The sequence below is a fragment of the Aeromicrobium yanjiei genome (assembly GCF_009649075.1).
Taxonomy (GTDB): Bacteria; Actinomycetota; Actinomycetes; order Propionibacteriales; family Nocardioidaceae; genus Aeromicrobium; species Aeromicrobium yanjiei.
Map to the genome: position 1 here is coordinate 2,350,746 of NZ_CP045737.1, position 22,747 is coordinate 2,373,492.

The window sequence follows — 22,747 nt, forward strand, 5'->3', positions numbered from 1 at the left end:
GCCTGTTCGGCGCGCCGAAAGTATGAGACAGGGCAGACCTCCAGCCGTGTCGACGAGGCCCGCGCGGCCCTAGCCTTGGGATGTGCCCCCCACGACGTGCCAGCCCGAGCTCGGACTGTGGAGCCGCGCGTGGCGGATCGTGGCCGTCCTCACGCTGTCCGCGGCTGCGTGGGGCGAGGTGGCGGTGTGGCAGTGGGACCACCACCAGTGGTGGTTCTGGTCCGACCTGGGGCTCGGTGTCCTGGCCCTCGCTCTGCTGCGGTGGCGCCGGGCGTACCCCGTGCCGGTCGCGGTGGCCACCAACGTCGTGTCGATGATCTCGTTCGCGGCAGCCGGACCGGCCACGTGGGCGCTCGCCTCGATGGCGACCCGACGTCGGTGGCGGGAGATCATCCCGGTCGCCGCGCTCGCGCTCGCGGCCGGGCTGACCGTCGAGGCACTCAACCCGGGCAAGGACGAGCCGTTCGCGATCACGATCCCCCTCGTCGTGCTGGTGATCGCCGTGACGGTCGGCTGGGGCATGTACATCGGCTCGCGCCGCGAGCTGCTGGCCACGCTGCGCGAGAGGGCCGAGACCGCCGAGGCCGAGCAGGCCGCCCGCGTCGCCCAGGCGCGTACGGCCGAGCGGGCCCGGATCGCCCGCGAGATGCACGACGTGCTCGCCCACCGCATCTCGCTGGTGACGATGCACGCGGGCGCGCTGGTGTACCGCCAGGACCTGTCGGCGGCCGACATGCGCTCGACGGCCGGGATCATCCAGGACAACACGCACGAGGCGATGATCGAGCTGCGCGAGGTGCTCGGCATCCTGCGCGACGGCCCCGGCGACGCGGACCCCGAGCTGCCGCAGCCCGCTGCCTCCGACGTCCCCGCGCTCATCGACGAGGCACGGTCGTCGGGCATGCGCATCGACCACGTCAGCTCGATCGACCTCTCGACCGTGCCGGAGTCGCTCGGCCGCACGGTCTACCGGGTCGTGCAGGAGGCCCTCACCAACGCCCGCAAGCACGCTCCCGACACCCTGGTCACGGTCACGTTCGGAGGCGGTCCCGCCGAGGGACTGCGCGTCGTGATCCGCAACCCGTTGCCCTTCGGCCCGCGGGCGGTTGCTCCGCACTCGGGCCTGGGCCTGGTCGGCCTCGCCGAACGTACCGCGCTGGCCGGAGGGACGCTGACGCACCGGATCACGCCCGAGCGGCAGTTCGTCCTCACGGCTTGGCTACCGTGGCCCGCATGACCGTCCGCGTGCTCCTCGCCGACGACGACGCCCTGGTGCGCGCGGGGCTCGCGCTGATCCTCGGCGGCTCGTCCGAGATCACGGTCGTCGGAGAGGCGACCAACGGGCGCGCGGCTGTCGAGGCCGTGCGTGCCGGTGGGGTCGACGTCGTCCTGATGGACATCCGGATGCCGGTGATGGACGGGATCGCCGCGACCTCCGCGATCCTGGCCCTGCCCGAGCCCCCGAAGGTCATCGTGCTGACCACGTTCGACGCCGACGAGTACGTCGTCCGTGCTCTCGCAGCGGGCGCCAACGGCTTCCTGCTGAAGGACACCCCGCCCGCCGACATCGTGGAGGCGATCTCGCGCGTCGTGGCCGGAGAGCCCATGCTCTCCCCCACGATCACCGAGCAGCTCATCCGTCAGGTCACCGATGCCGCCCCGGACGGCCGGGCGGACGAGGCCCAGCGGCGGATCCGCTGCCTCACGGATCGGGAGCGCGAGGTGGCCGTCGCGATCGGGCGCGGCTCGTCCAACGCCGAGATCGCGCTGGCGCTGCACATGAGCGTCGCGACCGTGAAGGCGCACATCTCCCACATCTTCACCAAGCTGGGCGCGACCAACCGGGTGCAGGTCGCGATCGCGATGCACGAGGCCGGACTGCTCTGAGCCGACCGGTTTCGTCCGGCGGGGTCACGGGCGTCGTCCTACCGTGTGGGCATGCCCTCCGCGCTGACCTCCGTCCTCGACACCGCCCTCGACAAGTCCGTGCTGCTCGGGTACTCCTCGATCGGTCCGGCGCTGCGGCGCCGCTGGTGGCCGGGCGACCCTGACCCGCGGGCCCTCGTCGGGCGCCACGTGGTGGTCACCGGGGCCAGCAGCGGTCTGGGCCGGGCGGCCGCGGCCGGCATCGCCCGCCTCGGCGCGACCGTGCACCTGGTCGGCCGGGACGCCGAGCGGCTCGAGTCCTCCGCGGCCGAGATACGCCGTGACGTGCCGGACGCGGACCTGCTCGGCGAGGTGTGCGACGTCAGCGATCTCGACGACGTGCGCGCGTACGCCGCGGGTCTGCGCCAGCAGGTGCCTGCGCTCCATGCGATCGTCCACGACGCCGGGGTCATGCCCCCGCGGCGCACCGAGAGCGCGCAGGGGCACGAGGCGGCGCTCGCGACCCACGTGATCGGACCGCTGCGGCTCACCGAGGAGCTGCGCACCAGTCTCGCCGCGGCCGAGTCGCCGCGGGTCGTGATCGTGTCGTCCGGCGGCATGTACTCCGCGCCGCTGGACGACACGATCGGCGACGACATCGAGTACGAGCGCGGCGACTACGAGGCCGTCCGGGCGTACGCGCGCACCAAGCGGATCCAGGTGACGATGGCCGAGCTGCTGGCCCGGCGGTACGCGGCGGACGGCATCACGGTGCACAGCATGCACCCCGGCTGGGCCGCGACCCCCGGCGTGACCGACTCGCTGCCGCGGTTCGCGAAGGTCGCCGGACCGATCCTGCGCAGCCCCGAGCAGGGCGCGGACACGATCGTCTGGCTGACCGCCTCACCCGAGGCGACGGCCTCGTCCGGGCTGTTCTGGTCGGACCGGCGCCCGCGCCCGACGTACTTCCTGCCGCGCCACGCCGACGACCCGTCGGTGCGCCGCGCCGTCTGGGCGTACGTGTGCGGTGCGGCCGGCATCGACCACCTGCGCGCCTGACGCCGTCAGCGCGAGGAGTGGGCCTCGTTGAACGCCTCGATGACCTTGGACGGGGCCCGGCGGTTCTCGCTGACCTCGTGACCGTTGGCCTTGGCCCACTCGCGCAGGTCGTGGATCGTGAACCCGTCGCGGATGCTCACCCCGGCTCCGCCGCGGCGGCGACGCGAGGGCGGTGAGGTGTCCTTGACCTCCTCCGCGCCGTCGAGCAGCTTCGACAAGAAGGTGTCGACCGCCTTCTTGGACTCCGACGACAGGTAGAGGTCGTAGACGCGGCCGTTGAGCAGGTAGCGCTCCGGCGGCGTGTCCTCGGGCAGCTCCTTGCCGTCGTAGTCGTCGATCACGGTCACGATGGGGTCCGGGACGATCTTGCGCTTGGGCATGCTGTCTCCTTCGGCTGGACGCCGTCAGGATAGCGAGAATCCCCCGCTTGCGGGTGTTTCAGCCTGTCTCGTCGGTGGCGTCGATGACGGCGCGCAAGGCCGCGACGTGCGCGCCGAACGCCTTGCGTCCTGCCGAGGTCAGCGCGAGCCATGTCGTGCGGCGCCCGTCCAGCGCACCCTTGCGCGCCACCACGTACCCCGCGTCGACGAGAGCCGAGACGTGCTTGGACAGCACCGAGTCGCTGACGTCCAGCCGCTCGCGCACGGTCGCGAACTGGGCGTCGTCGACCACCGAGAGCATCGCGCAGAGCCGGAGCCGCGCGGGCGCGTGGATGAGCGGGTCGAGATCGCTCAAGCGCCGTGCTCCGCCCGGTAGACGCGCATCCAGCGACGGCTGACCAACACGAACACCACGAGCTCGACGGGCGCCAGGACGATCCCCAGCCACCACCAGCCGGCGGCCACCGCGGCGAACGCGGCGACGAAGCCGAGCAGGCACTGGACGCCGGCTCCCGCGATGGACAGCGGCAGCGTGCGGCCGGCCCGCAGGCCGGACACCCAGGCGCCGTTGGCGCCCCGGAACCGGCGGACCGACCAGCCCAAGGCGACCAGCGCCACGACGAGCAGGACGATGCCCGCCGCGATCCGCCACGCGGGTCCCTCGCCCAGCACGAGGCCGACCGCCGCGACGTTGAGGCCGGCGGCCGTCCCCGCCGTCAGGTCGTACCCCGGCGGCACGACCAGTGCGCCGGCGACCTCGCGGCGTACTTGCTCGATCGAGGCGAGCTCCTCGGCGGGGGTGGGACGCGAGTCGTCGCGTCCGGAACTTTCCATAGTGGAAAGCTACTCCGCACTTTCCGACATGGCAAGTGGCCTCGTCGGCTCAGCCCAGCTCCTGCTGACCCCACGGCGAGCCGTAGCCGTCGCGCAGCAGCTCGAGGAACGGCACGGCGTCGAAGGCCTCGGGGCCGAGGACCCCCGCACCGGACCACGTGCCATTCGCGAGCAGCTCGAGAGCGACGACGGGGTTGACCGCGGTCTGCCACACGACGCACTGGTGGCCGTACTCCTGCATCGACCAGTCGTTGTCGACCACGTGGTAGAGGTACGTCGAGCGCGGCAGCCCGGCCTTGTCCTTGCCGGTGACCCAGAGCCCCGCGCACGTCTTGCCGTGCATCCGGTCGCCGAGCTCCGCGGGGTTGGGCAGGCATGCGGCGACGACGTCCCTGGGCGCCACCTCGACGCCGCCGACGGAGACCTTCTCGGTGGAGTCGAGCCCCAACATGTGCAGGGTCTTCAGCACCTCGATGAACTCATTGCCGAGGCCGTACTTGAACGTCGCCCGCTTCGCGTCGATCCACCGGGGCATCAGGAGCACCTCCTCGTGCTCCACGTTGACGCACTCGACGGGGCCGATGCCCTCAGGGAAGTCGAAGACCTCGGGCTCGCTGAACGGTGGCGTCGTGAACCACTCGCCGTCCTGCCAGACGACCGGCGGGTTCAGACACTCCTCGATCGTGGTCCAGATCGAGAACGAGGGTGCGAAGTCGTAGCCGTCGACCGTCAGGTTGGCACCGTCGCGCGTGCCGAGCTCGTCGATCTCGCTGAACAGGTGGTCCGCGGCGTAGCGGGCGAAGACGTCGGAGAGCCCCGGCTCGACCCCGATGCCGACAAGCGCAAGGCGTCCTGCCGACTCCCACTGCCCGGCGACCGCGAACTGCTCGTCGCCGAGCTTGACGCCGGTGAGCGCGTGCGGCTGGTCGGGGTGCGGCTTCGACAGGCTCATCGCCATGTCGAGGTAGTCGGCCCCCGCGGCGTACGCGCCCTCGAAGATCGGCATCACGAAGCGCGGGTCGACCGCGTTCATGACGTGCGTGGCGCCGCAGTCCCGGACGAGCGCCTCGACCGAGGCGGCGTCGGACGCGTCGACCTGCGCCGCGCTGAAGCGCTCGTCGTCGAGGGCTGCGACCGCGCGATCTGCGCTCTCGCGGGAGTAGTCCGCGACCAGCACCGACTCGAAGAAGTCGCGACGGGCCGCGATCGCACAGAACGCTGAGCCGACGCCGCCGGCGCCGACGAGGAGGATCTTCATGACGTCATCCAACCCCAGGACATCTACGCGTGGCAACGGAATCCGAAGTAAACAATGGATCACGCGACGAAATCCCTTGTATTGACCCGGCCCCCCTCGTGATACTGGGAGACATGGACACCGAAGACTACGACCGCCTGCAGAAGGCCGGCAAGCGTCACCTCTGGATGCACTTCTCCCGCCACGGCGCGTACGACGACGACCACGACATCCCCGTCATCACCAAGGGCGACGGGATGCACATCTGGGACGCGAAGGGACGCAAGTACCTCGACGGTCTCGCGGGGCTGTTCGTCGTCCAGGTTGGGCACGGACGCGAGGAGCTCGCGCAGGCCGCGGCGAAGCAGGCCGCCGAGCTGCCGTTCTTCCCCATCTGGACCTTTGCCCACCCCAACGCGATCATGCTGGCCGAGCGCATCGCGTCGTACACCCCCGGCGACCTCAACCGGGTGTTCTTCACGACCGGGGGCGGTGAGGCGGTCGAGACCGCGTGGAAGGCCGCCAAGCAGTACTTCAAGCTGACCGGGAAGCCGCTCAAGACCAAGGTCATCAGCCGCCAGGTCGCCTATCACGGCACCCCGCACGGCGCGCTGTCCATCACCGGCATCCCGGCGCTGAAGCAGATGTTCGAGCCGCTCGTGCCGTCGACCGTGCACGTGCCCAACACCAACTTCTACCGCGCCCCCGAGCACGGCGACGACCTCGAGGCGTTCGGGCGTTGGGCCGCCGACCGGATCGAGGACGCGATCCTGGCCGAGGGCCCCGACACTGTCGCCGCGGTGTTCCTCGAGCCCGTGCAGAACGCGGGCGGCTGCTTCCCGCCGCCGCCGGGCTACTTCCAGCGCGTCCGGGAGATCTGTGACCGCCACGACGTCCTGCTGGTCTCGGACGAGGTCATCTGCGCGTTCGGGCGCCTCGGCGAGATGTTCGGCGCGACCAAGTTCGGCTACCAGCCCGACATGATCACGTGCGCGAAGGGCCTGACCTCCGGCTACTCGCCGCTCGGCGCGATGATCGCGTCGGACCGCGTGATGGAGCCGTTCCTCGAGGGCCACAACTCCTTCGCCCACGGCTACACGTTCGGCGGCCACCCGGTCTCGACCGCGGTCGCGATGGCCAACCTCGACATCTTCGAGCGCGAGGACCTCAACGGGCACGTGCGCCGCAACGAGGGCGCGTTCCGCGGGACGTTGGAGAAGCTGCTCGATCTCGACATCGTCGGCGACGTCCGCGGTGACGGCTTCTTCTACGGCATCGAGCTGGTCAAGGACAAGGCGACCAAGGAGACGTTCGACGAGGAGGAGTCCGAGAAGTTGCTGCGTGGCTTCTTGACCAAGGCCCTGTTCGACAACGGCCTGTACTGCCGCGCTGACGACCGCGGCGACCCGGTCATCCAGCTGTCCCCGCCGCTGATCGCCGACCAGTCCCACTTCGACGAGATGGAGCAGATCCTCCGCGGCGTCCTCACCGACGCCCAGTCCCTCCTCTAGCCCGGGGTTGCCGGTTTCCCACGGGACCGTGGTGATTGGTCACTCCCCTAGCGTTGAGACGCGAGGGAAGTGACCAAATCCCACGGGACCGTGGGAAACCGTCAACGGGCGCGGCGCGTCAGGCGGCGAGGGCTTTGGCCTGGCGGCGGCGGGTGATCTCGACGAGCAGGACGATCGCGACGGAGATGAGGAACATGGCCGTGCCGATCACGTTGACCTCCATCGGCACACCTCGCTGGTTGGCGCCCCAGACGAACATCGGGAACGTCACCGACTGCCCCGCGTTGAGGTTGGTGATGATGAAGTCGTCGAACGACAGCGAGAAGCTCAGCAGCGCCGCCCCCACGATCCCGGGCAGCACGAGCGGGAACGTGACCCGCCAGAACGTCTGCGCCTCGGTCGCGTAGAGGTCCATCGCGGCCTGCTCGAGATTCGCGTCGAGGCCGCTGAGCCGGGCCTTGACCGTCACGATGACGAAGGACAGGCAGAACATGATGTGCGCGATGAGGATCGTCCAGAAGCCCAGCTGACCACCGAAGCCCGACGACACGAACAGCGCCAGCAGCGACGAGCCCATGACGATCTCGGGCGAGGCCATCGGCAAGAAGATGATCAGATTGGCCGAGGACCGGCCCGCGAAGCGGTGGCGCACCAGCGCGAACGCCGCGAGCGTGCCCAGCAGCGTCGCGACCAGCGTCGCGAACAAGGCGATGCGGACGCTGAGCCACACCGAGTCGGCCATGCCGGGGGCCCAGTCGCCCGGGTGGAGCCAGTGCTCGAGCGTGAACTCCTGGAACTTGTAGACGTTGCGCGACCGACTGCTGTCGTTGAAGCTCATCAGCACCACGACGGCGATCGGCACGAACGTGTAGACCAGCACCAGCAGGCCGAGACCGAGGACGAGGTGGTCGCCCAGCCAGCGCTTGGCACGGCGCACCCCGTTCATACGAGCTCCTCCGTCCCGGCCGTGCGTACGTAGACGAGCACCGCCGCGATGATGATCGCCATCAGGGTCACCGACAGCGCGCCGGCCGTCGCGTAGTCCAGCTGGGTGTTGAACAGGCTCTGGATCACGTTGCCGACCATGCGGGTGTTGGGATTGCCCAGCAGCTCGGCGTTGATGTAGTCGCCCGCGGCCGGGATGAACGTCAGCAGCGTGCCCGCCACCACCCCAGGAAGCGACAGCGGGAAGGTCACCTTGAAGAAGCCGCGGATCGGCGAGGCGTACAGATCGCTCGCCGCCTCGATCAGCCGGATGTCCACCTTCTCGAGGCTCGCGTAGAGCGGCAGCACCATGAACGGCAGGAAGTTGTACGTCAGGCCCGCGATCACCGCGAAGGGGGTGGCCAGCAGCCGGTCGTCGGTGCTCGTGAGCCCGAGCAGGTTGAGCAGGTTGGTCACGTGCAGCGCCTGCGCGATGCCGACCACCCAGCCGTCGTCGGCGAGGATCAGCTTCCACGAGAGCGTACGCAGCAGGAACGAGGTGAAGAACGGCGCGATGACCAGCACCAGCATGAGGTTCTTCCACCGGCCGGCCTTGAACGCGATCGCGTACGCCAGGACGTAGCCGAGCACGAGGCAGATCAGCGTGGCGGTGCCCGCGTACGCCAGCGAGCGCAGGATCTGGGCCTTGTACTGCCCGATCGCATCGGCGAAGTTGGCGACGTGCCAGGTCATGTCGTAGCCGGTCAGCACCGAGCCGTCGGGGTCGTACAGGCTGGCCGAGACCAGGGAGTAGAACGGGATGACGAAGAACAGCCCGAGCCACAGGGCCGCGGGCAGGATCAGCCAGTAGCCGGTCAGCTTGCGCCCGCGCGGCGGCTGGGGCTTGACCTCGTGGGGATTGGCGGGTGCGATGCCGGCGGTGGAGGTCACTCAGTCCTCCTCGATCCCGGCCTTGGCGTCCTGGCTGGCGTCGAGCAGGAACGCGTACTCGGGCCGCCACGAGACGTCGACCCGCGTGCCGACCGGCAGCATGCCGCGGGCGCCGGTGTTCTGCTCGAACGCGAGGATCTCCTGCCCCCACGGCATCATCACGGTGTACTGCATGCTGACGCCGACGAAGCTGATCTCGGTGATGTGACCGCCCTCGAAGACGCTGCCGGGCACGTCGATCGGCTCACCGGCCGGAGCGATCAGGACCTTCTCCGGACGGATGCCGAGCCATCCCCGGCCCGAGTCCGAGTGGGCCCGGTCGCCGCGGACCGAGGCGGTCCCGCCGGGCATCGTGACCCTGACGTGGTCACCCTCGCGCCCCTGGATCTCCGCACCGATGAGATTGGACTGGCCGAGGAAGTTGGCGACGAACGTCGTGCGCGGGTTCTCGTACAGCTCGGTCGGCGCCCCCATCTGCTCGATCACGCCCTGGTTCATCACCGCGATCGTGTCGGCCATGGTCATGGCCTCCTCCTGGTCGTGCGTCACGTGCACGAACGTCAGGCCGACCTCGGTCTGGATGCGCTTGAGCTCGAGCTGCATGCCGCGGCGCAGCTTGAGGTCGAGCGCGCCGAGCGGCTCGTCGAGCAGGAGCACCTCAGGCTTGTTGATCAGGGCCCGCGCGAGCGCGACGCGCTGCTGCTGACCGCCGGAGAGCTGGGCGGGCTTCTTGTGCGCCTGCGAGGTCAGCTCGACCAGCTCGAGCATGTCGGCGACCTGCTTCTTGACGTCCTTGACGCCGCGGCGCTTGAGCCCGAAGGCGACATTGTCCGCGATCGACAGGTGCGGGAACAGCGCATAGTTCTGGAAGACCGTGTTGACCGGGCGCTTGTACGGCTTCTGGTACGTCACCTCGGTCTCGCCCAGGTGGATCGTGCCGGACGTCGGCGTCTCGAGCCCGGCCACCATGCGAAGCGTCGTGGTCTTGCCACACCCGGACGGACCGAGCAGGGCGAAGAACGAGCCCTGCGGCACGACCAGGTCGAGGGACTTGACCGCGGTGAACGTCGCGTACTCCTTGGTCAGCTGCGACAGGCGCAGGTCGCGGATCGGTCCGGGCTCCCCGGCCGGGGCGTCCTCCGCGGAGTGCTTGCCGGCCAGCTCCTGCTGCTCATGCACCTGTGACATCGGCAAAGTCTCCTTCGTAGGTACGCATCGTGGCCTCGTCGAGAGCCATGAAGCGGTGGGTCTTGTCGAGGGTCTCCGACGTCGGGAAGATCAGCTCGTTCTCGACGTTGTCGGGGTTGACCTTCTCCATGGCCTCCTGCGCGCCCTTGACGGGGCAGATGTAGGAGTTGTAGTCGGCGAGCTTCGCGGCCACCTCGGGCTGGTAGTAGTAGTCGATCCACTTCTCGGCATTGCCCTGGTGGGTCGCGAGATTGGGCACCAGCATGTTGTCGGCCCAGATGATGATCCCCTCCTCGGGCGGGATCCAGACCAGGTTCTCGTCGCCGGCGTTCGCGATGTCACCCGACCACGCCTCGCACGCCACGATGTTGCCCGCCGCGAGGTCCTGCACGTACGAGTTGCCGGTGAACGAGCGGACCTGCCCGTCGCTGCGGGCCTTCTTCAGCAGGTCGATCGCGTTCTGCCACTGGGTGCCGTCGAACTTCTCCGGATCCGCCCCGTTGATCAGCAGCAGGAAGGCCATGGTGTCGCGCATCTCGGTGAGCAGCGAGATGCGGCCGCGGAGGTCCTTGCGGGTCAGCAGCTCCTCGAACGACTTGATCTCGCCGACCTTGGCCTTGTTGTACGCGATGCCGGTCAGCCCGCTCTGCCACGGCGCGGAGTACTCGCGCTTGGGATCCCAGTCGGGCGACTTCAGCGAGTCCAGGATGTTGGCGTGCAGGTTGGGCACCTTGGACGCGTCGAGCTTCTGTATCCAGCCGACCTGGATCATCCGGGCGGCCATCCAGTCGGTCAGCGCGAAAAGATCACGCTTGGACGAGCTGCACGAGCCCAGCTGGTTGGAGACCTTGGCGAAGAACTCGTTGTTGTCGTTGACGTCGGCGGTGTAGGACACCTTGATGCCGGTGTCCTTCTCGAACTGCGTCTTGGTCGAGACGTAGTCCTTGTCGTCCTCGTCGATGTACTCGGGCCAGTTGGAGAAGACCAGGCGCTTGTCGTCGGCCGACATGTCCTTCGTGGTGCACGTCGCCGGGTCCTGCTCGCGGTCGGGGGTGTTGAAGCCGTACTTGAGGGCCACCCCGCTCAGGCCGAGTGCGGCTGCTCCACCCATGCCCTTCAGCACCGTCCGCCGGTCCACACCCGCCATGCGCCACCCTCAGTTCTCCCCGTGTCCACGCATACTCGCAACTTCGCGGACTCAGCACAAGGGAATCCGCCGTTAAGAGTGTGTTTCGCCATGGAAAGCGTCATCTGTGCGAGTCAGAGTGTCGAGAACGTCACCCGGGTGGGGCATGATGTCGGCATGACCGAGCGCAAGTCGACTCCCGCCCGCGGCCAGACCCCCCTCGACGAGACGGCGAAGCGCATCATCGAGCTGCTCCAGGACGACGGCCGGCTGTCGTACTCGGCCATCGCGAAGGAGGTGGGCCTCTCGGAGGCAGCCGTCCGGCACCGCGTGCAGAAGCTCATCGAGGGCGGCGTGATGCAGGTCGTCGCGGTGACCGACCCGTTGCAGATGGGCTTTGCCCGCCAGGCGATGATCGGCATCAAGGTCAGCGGCCGGGTCCGCGAGGTCGCCGCCGAGCTCGCAGAGATGGACAAGCTCGACTACATCGTCATCACCACGGGACGCTTCGACATCCTCGCCGAGCTGGTCGCCGAGAGCGACGACGAGCTGCTCGACATCGTCTCGGAGCAGATCAGCGCGATGGACCGGGTCGTCACGACCGAGACGTTCGTCTACTTGCGCCTGGAGAAGCAGACGTACGCGTGGGGCGTGCGCTAGCCGATCGTTCTGCCGGCCTCGAGCACCTCGAGGATGTCGCCGAACGCCGCGCGCATCAGCTCCTCGTAGCCGTCCGGGTCGTCGGCCGGCGCCGGGTGGGGCTCCACTCGGCCGGCCTTGACGAGCAGGTCCCAGGCCACCTCGGTCGCGGGCGCGTGCAGCACGGGAGGTGTCCCGACCAGGCGGAAGTCGGCGGAGTCCGCCGGAATCGCGCCGATGCGGGCCATCGCGAGGACCGTCACGACGAGGTCCCGGCCCGGCGGGAGGTCGACCGTCACGAACGTGCCGGCCTCGATCCCCATGTGGTGCAGACCCGCACCGATGCTCGCGGACTCGTGCAGCAGCTCGGCGTACGACGTGGTGCCGCGCTCGTCGCTGATCGCGATCTCGTCGGCGCGCCCGTGGATCACGTGGGCGTCGAGGATGCGAAAGACCAGGCTCGTCATCATCGCCCCTCGAAGACGGGGGCACGCTTCTCGAGCCGGGCCTGTGCGGCCTCCTGCACGTCCGCGCTCTCCCAGACGGCGTGGAAGCCCTTCTCGATCGCCGCGTCGTCCTCGTAGACGTCGTTGAGCACGCGCTTGTTGTGCGCGATCGTCAGCGGCGCGAGGGCGGCGAGCTCGTGCGCCCACGCGATCGCGTACTTCAGCGCGCCGTGCGCGTCGGCCAGCCCGCACTCGAGCGCCTCCTTGCGGTCCAGCGACTCCCCCGCGAGCAGCAGGCGGCGGGCGCGGCCCGTGCCGGCGAGCTTCTCGAGCGTACGGATCGTCCAGGCGTCGACGGCCATCGCGTTGCGGACGACCGGCACCGCGAACTTGGCCTTGTCGTCCACGACCCGCAGGTCGCAGGCCATGGCCAGCTGGGTGCCGGCGCCGATCGCGGGCCCGTTGACCGCCGCGATGATCGGCACGGGCAGCTGAGTGAGGTGGTGCAGCATCCCGTAGAGCGCGGTGAGGAAGTCAGAGCCGTAGACGCCGCCGAGATCGGCGCCCGAGCAGAAGGCCGAGCCCTTGCCGGTGATGACCAGGACGCGGGCGCCGTCGTCGACGGCTTCGTCCGCGGTGCGCCGGATGGCGTCACACAGCTCGAGGTTGAGCGCGTTGCGCCGGTCCTCGCGCTGCAGCTCGATGACGACGACGTCCTTGTCGCGGGTGCTGGCGATCATGCACCCACGGTATCGATGGTGGCCACCTGTCGGTGCCCGGGCCTAGCCTGATCCCATGGTGAGCTTTGACGCCAAGCCGGTCCTCGACCTCACCCTCGCCGAGTGGGAGGCCTACCTCGAGGGCACCCCGAGCGACGACGGCGTGCGGCTCAAGCTGCGCAAGAAGACCTCGTCAGCGCCGGGGATCACGTGGTCGGAGGCGCTCGACGTCGCGCTGTGCCACGGCTGGATCGACGGTCAGGCCAAGCGGCTCGACGACGACTACACGTTGCAGGCGTTCACGCCCCGCCGCCGCAACAGCCCGTGGTCGCAGATCAACGTCGAGCACGTCGCCAGGCTGACCGCGGAGGGCCGCATGCGCCCCGGCGGACTCGCGGAGGTCGAGCGGGCCAAGGGCGACGGCCGATGGGACGCGGCATACCGGGTCAAGGGTGCCACCGCGCCGCCGGACCTCCAGGCGGCGCTCGACGCCGACCCGGCCGCAGCCGCGTACCTCGCGTCGCTGACCAAGGCGGAGCGGTTCCGCATCTACTTCCGGCTGTCGACCATCAAGACGCCGGCCGTCCGCGCTGCGCGCATCCGCGACGTCGTCGAGAAGGCCGCCCGCGGCGAGCAGCACTACCGCTGACCGCCCCGGTCGTCGGGCGCCTAGACCTCGACGGCCGCGAGCTGGCCGCAGGCCCCGTCGATGTCGCTGCCGCGGGTGTCGCGGACCGTGGTCGGGATGCCCTTCGCGATGAGGCGACGGACGAACTCGCGCTCGTCCTCGGGACGCGACGCGGTCCACATCGAGCCCGGCGTCGGGTTGAGCGGGATCAGGTTGACGTGCACCCAGCCCCAGTCGCCGTACGACTGCAGGACGTCGCCGAGCAGGTCGGCGCGCCAGGCCTGGTCGTTGATGTCCTTGATCATCGCGTACTCGATCGACACGCGACGCTTGGTCTTCTGGGCGTACTCCCACGCCGCCTCGACCGCCTCGTGGACCGACCAGCGGGTGTTGATCGGGACCAGCTCGTTGCGCAGCTCGTCGTCGGGGGCGTGCAGCGAGAGCGCGAGCGTGACGGGGATGCCCTCGTCGGCGAGCTGCTTCATGCGCGGCACCAGGCCCACGGTGCTGACGGTGATGTTGCGGGCCGACATGCCGAGGCCGTCCGGTGCGGGCGCGACCATGCGCCGCACCGCACCGATGACCGCCTTGTAGTTGGCCATGGGCTCGCCCATGCCCATGAACACGACGTTGGACAGCCGTCCCGGGCCGCCGGCGATCTCGCCGCGGGCCATCTTGCCGGCCGCGTCGACGACCTGGTCGACGATCTCGGCGGTGCTCATGTTGCGCTGGAGGCCGCCCTGACCGGTCGCGCAGAACGGGCAGGCCATGCCGCAGCCGGCCTGGCTGGAGACGCAGATCGTCGCCCGCTCGGAGTAGCGCATCAGGACCGACTCGACGAGGGCCCCGTCGAAGAGCTTCCACAGGTTCTTGACCGTGGCGCCCTTGTCGGCCTCCATCGTTCGGACCGGGTTGAGCAGCGTCGGCAGCAGCTCGGCGACGATGCGGTCCCGGCTCGCCGCCGGCAGGTCGGTCATGTTGGCCGGGTCGCGCTCGAGCCGACCGAAGTAGTGGTGGGCGACCTGCTTGACACGGAACGCCGGCTCGCCGAGCGCCGCGGCGGCAGCCGTACGCTCCTCGGCGGTCAGGTCGGCGAGGTGACGCGGGGGCTTGGCACGACCGCGCTTCTGCTCGAAGACGAGCGGAAGCGGGTTGGGGTTGACGGAGGACACGTCCGCCATTGTCTCACCCCACCCCCAACGCCCCCCAATCCGCGAGTGGCGCAACCCGAGCCGCGACCGGCGCAAGCTGGAGAAACTGAGACGGCGTGTCGTCGACTTCTGCGCCAGTCGCGGTGCGGGGTGCGCCAGTGGCGGTCAGGCGCGAGCGGCCCGCGGGAGGTCGGCGACGAACTGGAGCTTCTCCAGGACCGGCGTCGGGATCACGAACGGGTAGAGCGGCGGCTTGCCCATGCTGCGGTTGATCTGGTTGAGCGCGATGCTCAGCGGGATCCACACGCCGATCACGAGGTCACGGAACGACGTGAACGTCTGCGGGCTCGCGACGGTCGCCAGTCCGTACGCCGACGCGGTCTCGATCGTGTCGCAGATGTGCATGTAGTGCGCGAACGTCTCGGCGAAGTCCTCGAACGGGTGCATCGTGGCGTACATGCTGATGAAGTTCTTCTCCCACCCCGCCGGCGGGCCCTCGGAGTAGTGCCGGTCGATCGCGTCGGCGTAGCTCTCCTCCTCGTTGCCGAACAGCTCGCGGGCCGTGCCGATGAGGTCCCCCCGGACGTGCTGCCACTCGATGTAGTGACCGATCTCGTGGCGGAAGTGACCCAGCATCGTGCGGTAGGGCTCGTCGAGGTTGACCCGCACCTTCTCGCGGTGCAGGTCGTCGCTCTCGGCCAGGTCGAGCGTGATGACGCCGCTGTCGTGGCCCGTGACGACCTTCTCCTCGACGCTGGACAGCAGGTCGAACGCGAGTCCGTTCACCTCGTCCTCGGTGCGCGGCACGATCGGGAAGCCGAGCGTGTCGAGCTCGACGATCAGGCGGCGCTTGGCCTCCTCGGCGACCTTGTACTCGCGCAGGCCCACGACGTCCTCGTCGCTCGGACGCGTGCGGGTCAGCCCGCAGCAGAAGCAGAAACCCCCGGGGAACTCGGTGAGCCACGTGCAGCCCGACAGGTTGAGGTTCTTGCAGACGTGCCAGATGCTCCCGTCAGCGTCGACGTACTGCCCCTTGCCGTCGACCGGGACGATGGCCCGCTCGGTGCGGGAGAAGCCGAGGTTGGTCTTGCACGAGACGCAGACCGAGTTCTCGAAGTACAGGGCGTTGCCGCACACGCGGCAGGAGAAGGCTTTCACCGGACCAGTGTTTCAGGCCGTCACCAAAGCGCGACCGCTGGCGCTACCCGGCATCCCCCACGGGTGCCACGTCGACCTCGACCCGCAGCGTCGACGTCTTGGCCTCGGTGAAGATCACCCCCTTCACAGGAGGGACGTCGCCGTAGTCGCGACCCCACGCGACCGTCACGTAGCGGTCGTTGACGAGCTGGTCGTTGGTCGGGTCGACCGCGAGCCAGCCATCCCCGGGCAGCCACACCGCGAGCCAGGCGTGCGTCGCGTCGGCGCCCACGATCCGCTCCTTGCCCGGCGGCGGTGTCGTCGCCAGGTAGCCGCTGACGTACCGCGCCGCGAGGCCGTGGGACCGCAGCCCCGCCAGCATGAGGTGGGCGAAGTCCTGGCACACGCCGGCCCGCTTCGCGAAGATGTCGGGGACCGTCGTGGTCACGGTCGTCGCGGTCTTGTCGTAGCGGAAGTCGCGATGGACGCGGCGCATGACCTCGACCACCGCCTCCCCCACGGGCCGACCGGGCGTCAGCGACTCCGCGACGTACGCGTGTGCCTCCGCGGTCTGCTCGGCGAGCGGCGAGGCCAGCGCGAGGTCCTGCGCCCGCCAGGCGTCGCCGACATCGGGCCGCGCGGCCGGACGCGCGAGCTCCCACGGGGTCGCCAGCGCCTCCTCGGAGTGCTCCTCCCCCGTCACCTCGACCTCGCTCGTCGCCAGGATGTCGAGGACCCGGTGCGGCTCGACCACCTGGAAGTACGTCGTGGTGTTGCCGTAGTAGTCCAGGTCGTCGGTGCGGTCGGGCGTCGCGGGCGTCAGCACGAGATCGTGAGCCAGCACCTGCTGCCACGGCAGCTGCCGCGGCACGAGGTACGCGATGCCGAGGCTGTCGGTGACGTCGTCGTCGTACGAGTACGTGGTCCGGTGCGAGATCCGGTAACGGCGGGTCACTCGGTCACCGTCGCGAAGCCGAATGAGCGCGGGACGGGGCCGGCGGCGAAGTGGAGCTCACCCACGGCGTCCGCGAACCGGGTCAGCTGGCCGATGCAGCCCGCGAGGAACCGCTCGAGATTGGGCCGGTGCTCCCCCTCGATCGCGGTCAGCGCGGCGATCTCGGCGCGGGCGAGCTCGTCGGCGAGATCGTCCAGCAGCCGCTCGGGCCGGGTCGAACCGGTCGACTCGGGCATCCCGGCCAGGTGCGTGCGCATCTCGGCGATCCCGAACGCCAGCGAGCGGGGGTTGTCCGCGTCCAGCAGGAGCAGCTCGAGGACGCCCGCGAGTCGCACGTAGCCCCGGTAGCGGCGGCGGTGCGTGACCGCGCTCTCCGACGCCGACAGCACGGCCTGGTGGACCTCGCGGTCGACGTCGATGCCGCGCCGGGTCGTCGCCGTGGCACCCAGCAGGTGGCACAGCTGGAGCGCCCGCTCGACGGCCCGGCCGGTGCCGATCATGTGCCAGCCGGGGTCACGCACCATGTTGGCCGTGACGCCCTGCAGCGACAGGATGCCGGTCAGCATCTGCCCCGCGCTCTCGGCGACCTGGTGGCTGTAGTGGTACGTCGTGAGGTTCGCGGCGGCGCGGTCGGTCCAGCCGAATGCGTGCCAGGTGTCGGGCGAGAGCTGGTCACGGACGCTCTGGGCCGCGTCCCGCAGGGCACTGACCGACTGGGCGACGGACCCGGGCCGGTGTGCGTCCAGCAGCAGCGAGCGGAAGTTGTCGTCCAGCTGGCCCGGACCGAACGGGGAGCCGCTCAGCCGTTGGATCGCGGACATCATCACGGCCAGGCTCGCGCCGCCCGCGGTGTGCGGCCGGGTGCGGAAGTCCTCGGCGCGCGAGTGCGTCGTCAGGACCAGGCGCAGCATGTCCTCGGCCCGCTCGGCGTAGCGCCCGAACCAGAACATGTCCTCCAGGACGCGCGGCATCATCGCGGCGGGCGCGCGGACGTTGGTCAGCGCCATGACGTCCATCAGGCCTTGGTCCGGCGTCTCGGGACGGTCCTTCAGGACCCAGACGTCCTTGCTCGAGACGGCGTCACCCGCCTCGTACACGTTGGCCAGGCCGCCCACGAGGGGTCGATAGGTCGAGCCGTAGCGCAGCGTGAACGTCCTGAGCGTGACGGCGTGCGGCTCGACACCGCGAGCAGCCAGGGTCGGCGACTGCGACAGCGGGGGCATCTCCTGGCCGACGTAGCGGTGCGGCTCCGCAAGGATCGCTTCGCGCAGACGGTCCCGGGACAGCCCGGTGGGATCGACCGAGTGGTCGATCGCCTTCACGACCAGGCCGTCGAGGTTGTCCAGCACGTACGCCCGGGAGCGCTCGTCGCCGGCCCAGTGGGTCGCCACCGACGCCAGGCGCAACGGCTCGTCCAGCAGCAGCTCGCACATCGCGGACATGAACGGCAGCAGGCCCGGGTTCTCCAGGACGCCCGCGCCGAGCCCGTTGACGACGCGCACCGAGCCGCGGCGGACCGCCTCGGTCAGGCCGGCGACCCCCAGCTGGGAGCCCTTGCGCAGCTCCAGCGAGTCGCTCCAGTCGGCATCGACCCGCCGCAGGATCACGTCGACCCGCTCGAGCCGGCCGAAGACGCGCATCCAGACCGCGCCCTCGCGCATCACCAGGTCGCTGCCCTCGACGAGCGGGAAGCCCAGGCTCGACGCGACGAACGCCTGGTCGTACGCGGTCTCGGAGTGCGTGCCCGGCGACAGCACGACCACCCGGGGGTTGGGCGCGTGCCCGGGAGCCGAGTCGATCAGGGTCGACCGCAGCGCCTGGAAGAACGGCGCCATGCGGTGCAGGCCGGCCTGGCGGTAGAGCTCGGGCAGGACCCGAGAGATGACGCGCCGGTTCTCCATCGCGTAGCCGATGCCGGACGGGGCCTGGGCGCGGTCGGCGATGACCTGCCACTCCCCCGCCGCGGTACGCCCGAGGTCGGCCGCAGCGAGGAGCAGCGGGTGCGGGTCGCGGGCGGAGGACCGCGCGCAGACGCGCAGGAAGCCCTGGTGGGCGAAGACCAGCGCGGGCGGGAGCACCCCGCTCGACAGCAGCCGCTGCGGGCCGTAGAGGTCGACCAGGATCGCGTTGAGCAGCTCGGTGCGCTGCGCGAGACCCACCTCGAGCGGCGCCCACTCCGCGGCGTCGACGATGAGCGGGACGGGGTCGAGCCGCCACGGCCCGGGCTCCTGCTCGGGGTACGTGTAGGTGACCCCGTCGTTGGTCAGGAAGCGCTCGATGTCGCCGCCGACGCGGCGCAGGTCGGCCTCGGTGAGCTGGACCGCGCTCTCGGCCAGCAGTCGCCAGCTCGGGCGCAGCGTGCCGTCGGGGGCGACCACCTCGTCGTACCTCGCCTGCCCCCCGGTCAGCGTCGGCTGGGTGACCGTCGTGGCGTAGTCGCGAAGTGCCGTCACTGCGCGGCACCACGGGACGGCGTGACGCGGCGCAGGTCGAGCGTGTGCGGGTACTCGTCGCTGGCCGCCCGGCGGCCGGCCTCCCGCAGCGCCGCGACGTCGAGCCGTCCCGCGGAGTGCCCGAACGGCTCGAACCGGCTGGACCGGCGGGCCTCCGCCTCGCGCGCGTTGATCGGCGGGTGCTCGTGGGCCCGGCCCCCCGGGTGGACGACGTGGTAGGTCGCACCGCCGAGCGAGACCCCCGAGCCGGCGTCGACCACGTCGAACCTCAGCGGCGCGTGCACGCCGATCGACGGGTGCAGCGCGGACGGCGGCTGCCAGGCGCGATAGCGAACCCCGGCGAAGTACTCGCCGGCGACGCCGGTCGGGGTCAGGGGCACGGGGACACCCTGACAGGTCACCAGGTGCTGGTGGGGCTGGACGCCGCGCACCGTGACCTGGAGGCGCTCGACCGACGAGTCGACGTACCGCGCCATGCCGCCGGACGTCGCCTCCTCGCCCAGGACGTGCCACGGCTCGATCGCCGAGCGCAGCTCGAGCTCCACGTCGCCCGCGCGGGCCACACCGATGCGAGGGAACCGGAACTCGGTGAACGGGTCCAGCCAGGACGCCTCGAAGTCGATGCCGTGCTCGCGCAGGTCGGCCACGACCGAGGCGATGTCGCGGATCGCGCCCTGCGGCAGCAGGAAGTCCTCGTGCAGGGCGGTGCCCCAGCGCACCAGAGGTGCTCGGTATGGCTTCTCCCAGAAGCGAGCGATCAAGGAACGCACCAACAGGCTTTGGACGAGTGCCATCTGCGGGTGCGGCGGCATCTCGAAGCCGCGCAGCTCGAGCAGGCCGAGCCGGCCCCGGGAGGAGTCCGGGCTGTACATCTTGTCGACGCAGAACTCGGCGCGGTGCGTGTTGCCCGTGAGGTCCGTCAACAGGTGCCGCAGCGCGCGGTCCACCAGCCACGGCCGGGTCTCCTCGGTCTCGGCGGTCAGCCGGTCGATCTCCTGGAACGCGATCTCCGCCTCGTACAACGACTCGGGGCGGCCCTCGTCGAACCGCGGCGCCTGGCTCGTGGGCCCGATGAACCGGCCCGAGAACAGATACGACAGCGACGGGTGCCGTTGCCAGTACGTGATGAGGCTGACCAGCAGGTCAGGACGCCGCAGCATCGGCGATGCCGCCGCCTCGTGGCCGCCGAGGGTGATGTGGTTGCCCCCACCGGTGCCCGTGTGGACGCCGTCGAGGTCGAACTTCTCGGTCGTGAGCCGGGCCCGTCGCGCGATGTCGTACAGGGTCGTGGTGAGGTCGCGCAGCTCGGACCACGACGCCGTCGGGTGCACGTTGACCTCGATCACGCCGGGGTCGCTGGCCACCACGAGCTGGGTCAGGCGGGGATCTGGCGGCGGGCCGTAGCCCTCGATGACGACTCGCTGGCCGAGCCTCGTCGCGGCCGTGTCGATCACGTGCAGCAGGTCCGCGTAGTCCTCGAGGCGCTCGGTCGGCGGGAGGAAGACGTGCACGAAGCCCGCGCGCGCCTCGACGGTCAGTGCCGTCGTCGGCTCCTTGACCGGGTCGACGACGGGGACGGACGGGATGCGCGGGTCGAGGCGAGGGCCGGCCTCGACGTACGACGCGTCGCCGGACGCACGCGGGTCCTCCCACGTGATCGACGACAAGGGCAGGCGCAGGCCGATCGCGGAGGTGCCCGGCAGCAGCACGATGCGTCCGCGGCGAAGGGACCAGTCAGGACTCGTCCACTCCTCCCCCGTGACCAGCGGGAGCACCCAGCCGGTCGGCTCGGTCACCTGTGCGTCGAGCTCCGCCGCGAGATCGGGCGTCGGGGCGAGGGGATCGAGGCCGGGGCGATCGCCGTCGGGCCGGCGCAGGTCGTTGACGAGATCGGTGAGCGGGTCCTCGTACGCTCCGCGGAGCTGCTCGGGCGGCAGGCCCAGCAGGCGGGTGACCTCGCCGGCGAGGGCCGCGGCGCGTACCGGGGCGTCGTCCTCGGCCGAGGACTCGTCCCACGGGTCGGCGAGCAGAGCGGGATCGGACCACAGGCTCTCGCCGTCGCCGCGCCACTGCAGGGCGATCTGCCAGCGCGGCAGCTCCTCGCCGGGATACCACTTGCCCTCACCGCGATGCACCACGCCGCCACCTGCGTACACCTCGCGCAGCCGCTCGGCCAGCTCGCTGGCCTTGACGCGCTTGGCGGGTCCGTCGGCCTGCGTGTTCCACTGCGGTGAGGTCACGTCGTCGAGGCCCACGAACGTCGGCTCACCGCCCTGGGTCAGACGCACGTCGCCGGCCTCGAGGCGTACGTCGATCGCCTCGCCCAGGTCGTCGATGCGTTGCCACTCGGCGTCCGTATAGGGCTTCGTGACGCGGGGGTCCTCGTGGATGCGGCTGACCGTGTTGTGGAACGAGAAGTCCACGCCCGCCCGCTCCATCAGCATGCCGGAGATCGGCGCTGCCGACGACGGGTGCGGCGTGGCCGACAGGGGGATGTGCCCCTCGCCGGCGAACAGCGACGACGTGGGGTCCAGGCCGATCCAGCCGGCGCCCGGGACGAAGACCTCGGCCCACGCGTGCAGATCGGTGAAGTCCTCGGTCGGGCCGCTCGGGCCGTCGAGGGCCTCGGTGTCGGAGGCGAGCTGGACCAGGTAGCCCGACACGAAGCGGGCCGCGAGGCCGTACTGCCGCAGCAGCGAGACCAGCAGCCACGAGCTGTCACGGCACGAGCCGATGCCGCGGCGCAGGGTCTCGTCGGGGCTCTGGACGCCCGCCTCCATGCGCACCGAGTAGCCGACTGCGCGATAGACCGCCGCGTTGAGCTGCACGAGGAACGGCACCATGGCCATCCCGTCCTCGGGCAGGTCGGGGAGCGTCTGCTTGAACTCGGTCACGAGCGGGCCGGGGGCGTCGGCGTCCGCCTCGCCCACCGGTCGCAGGTACGGAGCGAGATCCGCCGCGAGCGACGGCTCGTACGAGAAGGGGTACGTCTCGGCGTACTCCTCGATGAAGAAGTCGAACGGGTTCACGACCATCATGTCGGCGACCAGACCGACAGTGATGTCGAGGGTCGAGACCTTCTCGGGGAAGACCAGGCGCGCGAGCCAGTTGCCGAACGGGTCCTGCTGCCAGTTGACGAAGTGATTCGCGGGGCTGACCGTCAGCGAGTACGCCTCGATCGGCGTCCGGCTGTGCGGTGCGGGCCGCAGTCGGACGACATGGGGACCCAGCTCGACCGGTCGCTCGAACTCGTACGTGGTGCGGTGCTCCAGGGCGACCTTGATCGACATGCCTCAAGGGTGCCCGGGCGGCTCGGCGCGCACTCCACCGGGCTCCACCCCCGCCCACGAGTCACGCACGGACGCCGACGAGTCACCTGCAACCGCTGACGAGTCGCGTACGGACGGTCGCGAGTCACGCACGGAAGGCGACGAGTCACGTACGGGGGCGCGTCTCCCACGTAGGTGACTCGTCAGCGTCCGTGCGTGACTCGTCAGCGTCCGTGCGCGACTCGTCAGCGGTTGTGCGCGACTCGTCGGCGGA

General features: G+C 70.2%; 21 protein-coding genes. 6 read left to right on the forward strand and 15 right to left on the reverse strand.

Annotation, left to right across the window (positions count from 1 at the left end; translation table 11 throughout):
- Positions 1 to 82 precede the first annotated feature (82 nt).
- Genes GEV26_RS11555 through GEV26_RS11565 form a run of 3 tightly spaced genes read left to right on the forward strand, consistent with a single transcriptional unit; the run spans position 83 to position 2,925 of the window.
- Positions 83 to 1,237, forward strand: a complete 1,155-nt coding sequence (locus tag GEV26_RS11555) for a sensor histidine kinase (protein ID WP_153653217.1) — start codon at positions 83 to 85, stop codon at positions 1,235 to 1,237.
- Entirely contained in the window at positions 1,234 to 1,887 is a 654-nt protein-coding gene (locus tag GEV26_RS11560) for a response regulator transcription factor (RefSeq protein ID WP_153653218.1), read from the forward strand. Before GEV26_RS11555 ends, GEV26_RS11560 begins: the two co-directional genes overlap by 4 nt.
- Positions 1,888 to 1,938: 51 nt before the next feature.
- On the forward strand, positions 1,939 to 2,925 hold the full coding sequence (locus GEV26_RS11565; protein WP_153653219.1) for an SDR family NAD(P)-dependent oxidoreductase: 987 nt from the start codon (positions 1,939 to 1,941) through the stop codon (positions 2,923 to 2,925).
- 5 nt (positions 2,926 to 2,930) lie between these two features.
- On the opposite strand, the gene GEV26_RS11570 is transcribed toward GEV26_RS11565, so the two are convergent.
- The 4 genes from GEV26_RS11570 to GEV26_RS11585 are packed head-to-tail and all read right to left on the reverse strand — an operon-like array spanning position 2,931 to position 5,397.
- Positions 2,931 to 3,305 (reverse strand): Lsr2 family DNA-binding protein, encoded by a 375-nt coding sequence (locus GEV26_RS11570; protein ID WP_153653220.1) that lies wholly within the window; start codon positions 3,303 to 3,305, stop codon positions 2,931 to 2,933.
- A 58-nt stretch (positions 3,306 to 3,363) separates the two neighbouring features.
- Complete coding sequence (locus GEV26_RS11575; RefSeq protein ID WP_153653221.1) at positions 3,364 to 3,660, reverse strand: transcriptional regulator; 297 nt, start codon at positions 3,658 to 3,660, stop codon at positions 3,364 to 3,366.
- A complete protein-coding gene (locus GEV26_RS11580) occupies positions 3,657 to 4,139 on the reverse strand; it encodes a hypothetical protein (protein ID WP_153653222.1) in 483 nt (160 codons plus the stop codon). The genes GEV26_RS11575 and GEV26_RS11580 overlap by 4 nt, the downstream gene beginning before the upstream one ends.
- A gap of 49 nt (positions 4,140 to 4,188) precedes the next feature.
- On the reverse strand, positions 4,189 to 5,397 hold the full coding sequence (locus GEV26_RS11585; protein ID WP_153653223.1) for a saccharopine dehydrogenase family protein: 1,209 nt from the start codon (positions 5,395 to 5,397) through the stop codon (positions 4,189 to 4,191).
- 113 nt (positions 5,398 to 5,510) lie between these two features.
- Between GEV26_RS11585 and GEV26_RS11590 the strand changes: the two genes are divergently transcribed.
- Entirely contained in the window at positions 5,511 to 6,887 is a 1,377-nt protein-coding gene (locus GEV26_RS11590; RefSeq protein ID WP_153653224.1) for an aspartate aminotransferase family protein, read from the forward strand.
- Between the two features lie 118 nt (positions 6,888 to 7,005).
- Here GEV26_RS11590 and GEV26_RS11595 read toward each other — a convergent pair whose 3' ends face one another.
- From GEV26_RS11595 to GEV26_RS11610, 4 genes are read right to left on the reverse strand one after another with little or no spacing between them, the layout of a single operon-like run.
- Positions 7,006 to 7,833, reverse strand: coding sequence for an ABC transporter permease (locus tag GEV26_RS11595; RefSeq protein WP_153653225.1), 828 nt, complete (start codon positions 7,831 to 7,833; stop codon positions 7,006 to 7,008).
- Positions 7,830 to 8,762 carry an ABC transporter permease gene (locus GEV26_RS11600; RefSeq protein WP_243838717.1) on the reverse strand — a complete coding sequence of 311 codons (933 nt, stop codon included), beginning with the start codon at positions 8,760 to 8,762 and terminating at the stop codon, positions 7,830 to 7,832. Before GEV26_RS11600 ends, GEV26_RS11595 begins: the two co-directional genes overlap by 4 nt.
- Positions 8,763 to 9,950: an ABC transporter ATP-binding protein gene (locus GEV26_RS11605; protein WP_153653226.1), complete on the reverse strand. Its 1,188-nt coding sequence runs from the start codon at positions 9,948 to 9,950 to the stop codon at positions 8,763 to 8,765.
- A complete protein-coding gene (locus GEV26_RS11610; RefSeq protein ID WP_153653227.1) occupies positions 9,934 to 11,097 on the reverse strand; it encodes a polyamine ABC transporter substrate-binding protein in 1,164 nt (387 codons plus the stop codon). Before GEV26_RS11610 ends, GEV26_RS11605 begins: the two co-directional genes overlap by 17 nt.
- A gap of 156 nt (positions 11,098 to 11,253) precedes the next feature.
- On the opposite strand from GEV26_RS11610, the gene GEV26_RS11615 reads away from it, so the two are divergent.
- Positions 11,254 to 11,736, forward strand: a complete 483-nt coding sequence (locus GEV26_RS11615) for an Lrp/AsnC family transcriptional regulator (protein ID WP_153653228.1) — start codon at positions 11,254 to 11,256, stop codon at positions 11,734 to 11,736.
- Here the strand turns inward: GEV26_RS11615 and GEV26_RS11620 are convergent.
- Both GEV26_RS11620 and GEV26_RS11625 read right to left on the reverse strand, forming a co-directional pair.
- Positions 11,733 to 12,182 carry an AMP-binding protein gene (locus GEV26_RS11620; RefSeq protein ID WP_194839836.1) on the reverse strand — a complete coding sequence of 150 codons (450 nt, stop codon included), beginning with the start codon at positions 12,180 to 12,182 and terminating at the stop codon, positions 11,733 to 11,735. The two genes, GEV26_RS11615 and GEV26_RS11620, sit on opposite strands and share 4 nt — an antisense overlap.
- Positions 12,182 to 12,901 carry an enoyl-CoA hydratase gene (locus GEV26_RS11625; RefSeq protein WP_153653230.1) on the reverse strand — a complete coding sequence of 240 codons (720 nt, stop codon included), beginning with the start codon at positions 12,899 to 12,901 and terminating at the stop codon, positions 12,182 to 12,184. Before GEV26_RS11625 ends, GEV26_RS11620 begins: the two co-directional genes overlap by 1 nt.
- 55 nt (positions 12,902 to 12,956) lie before the next feature.
- Between GEV26_RS11625 and GEV26_RS11630 the strand changes: the two genes are divergently transcribed.
- A complete protein-coding gene (locus tag GEV26_RS11630) occupies positions 12,957 to 13,529 on the forward strand; it encodes a YdeI/OmpD-associated family protein (RefSeq protein WP_153653231.1) in 573 nt (190 codons plus the stop codon).
- 20 nt (positions 13,530 to 13,549) lie between these two features.
- Here GEV26_RS11630 and rlmN read toward each other — a convergent pair whose 3' ends face one another.
- The 5 genes from rlmN to GEV26_RS11655 form a co-directional block, all read right to left on the reverse strand.
- Positions 13,550 to 14,680, reverse strand: a complete 1,131-nt coding sequence (gene rlmN / locus GEV26_RS11635; RefSeq protein ID WP_481726170.1) for a dual-specificity RNA methyltransferase RlmN — start codon at positions 14,678 to 14,680, stop codon at positions 13,550 to 13,552.
- Positions 14,681 to 14,824: 144 nt separating this feature from the next.
- Positions 14,825 to 15,817, reverse strand: coding sequence for a zinc-binding metallopeptidase family protein (locus GEV26_RS11640; RefSeq protein WP_153653233.1), 993 nt, complete (start codon positions 15,815 to 15,817; stop codon positions 14,825 to 14,827).
- A 43-nt stretch (positions 15,818 to 15,860) separates the two neighbouring features.
- A complete protein-coding gene (locus GEV26_RS11645) occupies positions 15,861 to 16,751 on the reverse strand; it encodes a transglutaminase family protein (protein ID WP_153653234.1) in 891 nt (296 codons plus the stop codon).
- The gene (locus tag GEV26_RS11650) at positions 16,748 to 19,204 is read right to left on the reverse strand and encodes a circularly permuted type 2 ATP-grasp protein (protein WP_153653235.1); all 2,457 of its coding nucleotides are present in this window, start codon (positions 19,202 to 19,204) and stop codon (positions 16,748 to 16,750) included. Before GEV26_RS11650 ends, GEV26_RS11645 begins: the two co-directional genes overlap by 4 nt.
- Entirely contained in the window at positions 19,201 to 22,494 is a 3,294-nt protein-coding gene (locus GEV26_RS11655) for a transglutaminase family protein (RefSeq protein WP_153653236.1), read from the reverse strand. Before GEV26_RS11655 ends, GEV26_RS11650 begins: the two co-directional genes overlap by 4 nt.
- Positions 22,495 to 22,747: the final 253 nt, after the last annotated feature.

What these genes read in the sequence shown, in the direction of transcription:
- GEV26_RS11630 (WP_153653231.1), top strand. Translation starts at nt 12,957, where the DNA reads ATGGTGAGCTTTGACGCCAAGCCGGTCCTCGACCTCACCCTCGCCGAG.
- GEV26_RS11610 (WP_153653227.1), bottom strand. Translation starts at nt 11,097, where the DNA reads ATGGCGGGTGTGGACCGGCGGACGGTGCTGAAGGGCATGGGTGGAGCA.
- GEV26_RS11605 (WP_153653226.1), bottom strand. Translation starts at nt 9,950, where the DNA reads ATGTCACAGGTGCATGAGCAGCAGGAGCTGGCCGGCAAGCACTCCGCG.
- GEV26_RS11560 (WP_153653218.1), top strand. Translation starts at nt 1,234, where the DNA reads ATGACCGTCCGCGTGCTCCTCGCCGACGACGACGCCCTGGTGCGCGCG.
- GEV26_RS11595 (WP_153653225.1), bottom strand. Translation starts at nt 7,833, where the DNA reads ATGAACGGGGTGCGCCGTGCCAAGCGCTGGCTGGGCGACCACCTCGTC.
- GEV26_RS11585 (WP_153653223.1), bottom strand. Translation starts at nt 5,397, where the DNA reads ATGAAGATCCTCCTCGTCGGCGCCGGCGGCGTCGGCTCAGCGTTCTGT.
- GEV26_RS11580 (WP_153653222.1), bottom strand. Translation starts at nt 4,139, where the DNA reads ATGGAAAGTTCCGGACGCGACGACTCGCGTCCCACCCCCGCCGAGGAG.
- GEV26_RS11625 (WP_153653230.1), bottom strand. Translation starts at nt 12,901, where the DNA reads ATGATCGCCAGCACCCGCGACAAGGACGTCGTCGTCATCGAGCTGCAG.
- GEV26_RS11565 (WP_153653219.1), top strand. Translation starts at nt 1,939, where the DNA reads ATGCCCTCCGCGCTGACCTCCGTCCTCGACACCGCCCTCGACAAGTCC.
- GEV26_RS11620 (WP_194839836.1), bottom strand. Translation starts at nt 12,182, where the DNA reads ATGACGAGCCTGGTCTTTCGCATCCTCGACGCCCACGTGATCCACGGG.
- GEV26_RS11655 (WP_153653236.1), bottom strand. Translation starts at nt 22,494, where the DNA reads ATGTCGATCAAGGTCGCCCTGGAGCACCGCACCACGTACGAGTTCGAG.
- GEV26_RS11615 (WP_153653228.1), top strand. Translation starts at nt 11,254, where the DNA reads ATGACCGAGCGCAAGTCGACTCCCGCCCGCGGCCAGACCCCCCTCGAC.
- GEV26_RS11570 (WP_153653220.1), bottom strand. Translation starts at nt 3,305, where the DNA reads ATGCCCAAGCGCAAGATCGTCCCGGACCCCATCGTGACCGTGATCGAC.
- GEV26_RS11590 (WP_153653224.1), top strand. Translation starts at nt 5,511, where the DNA reads ATGGACACCGAAGACTACGACCGCCTGCAGAAGGCCGGCAAGCGTCAC.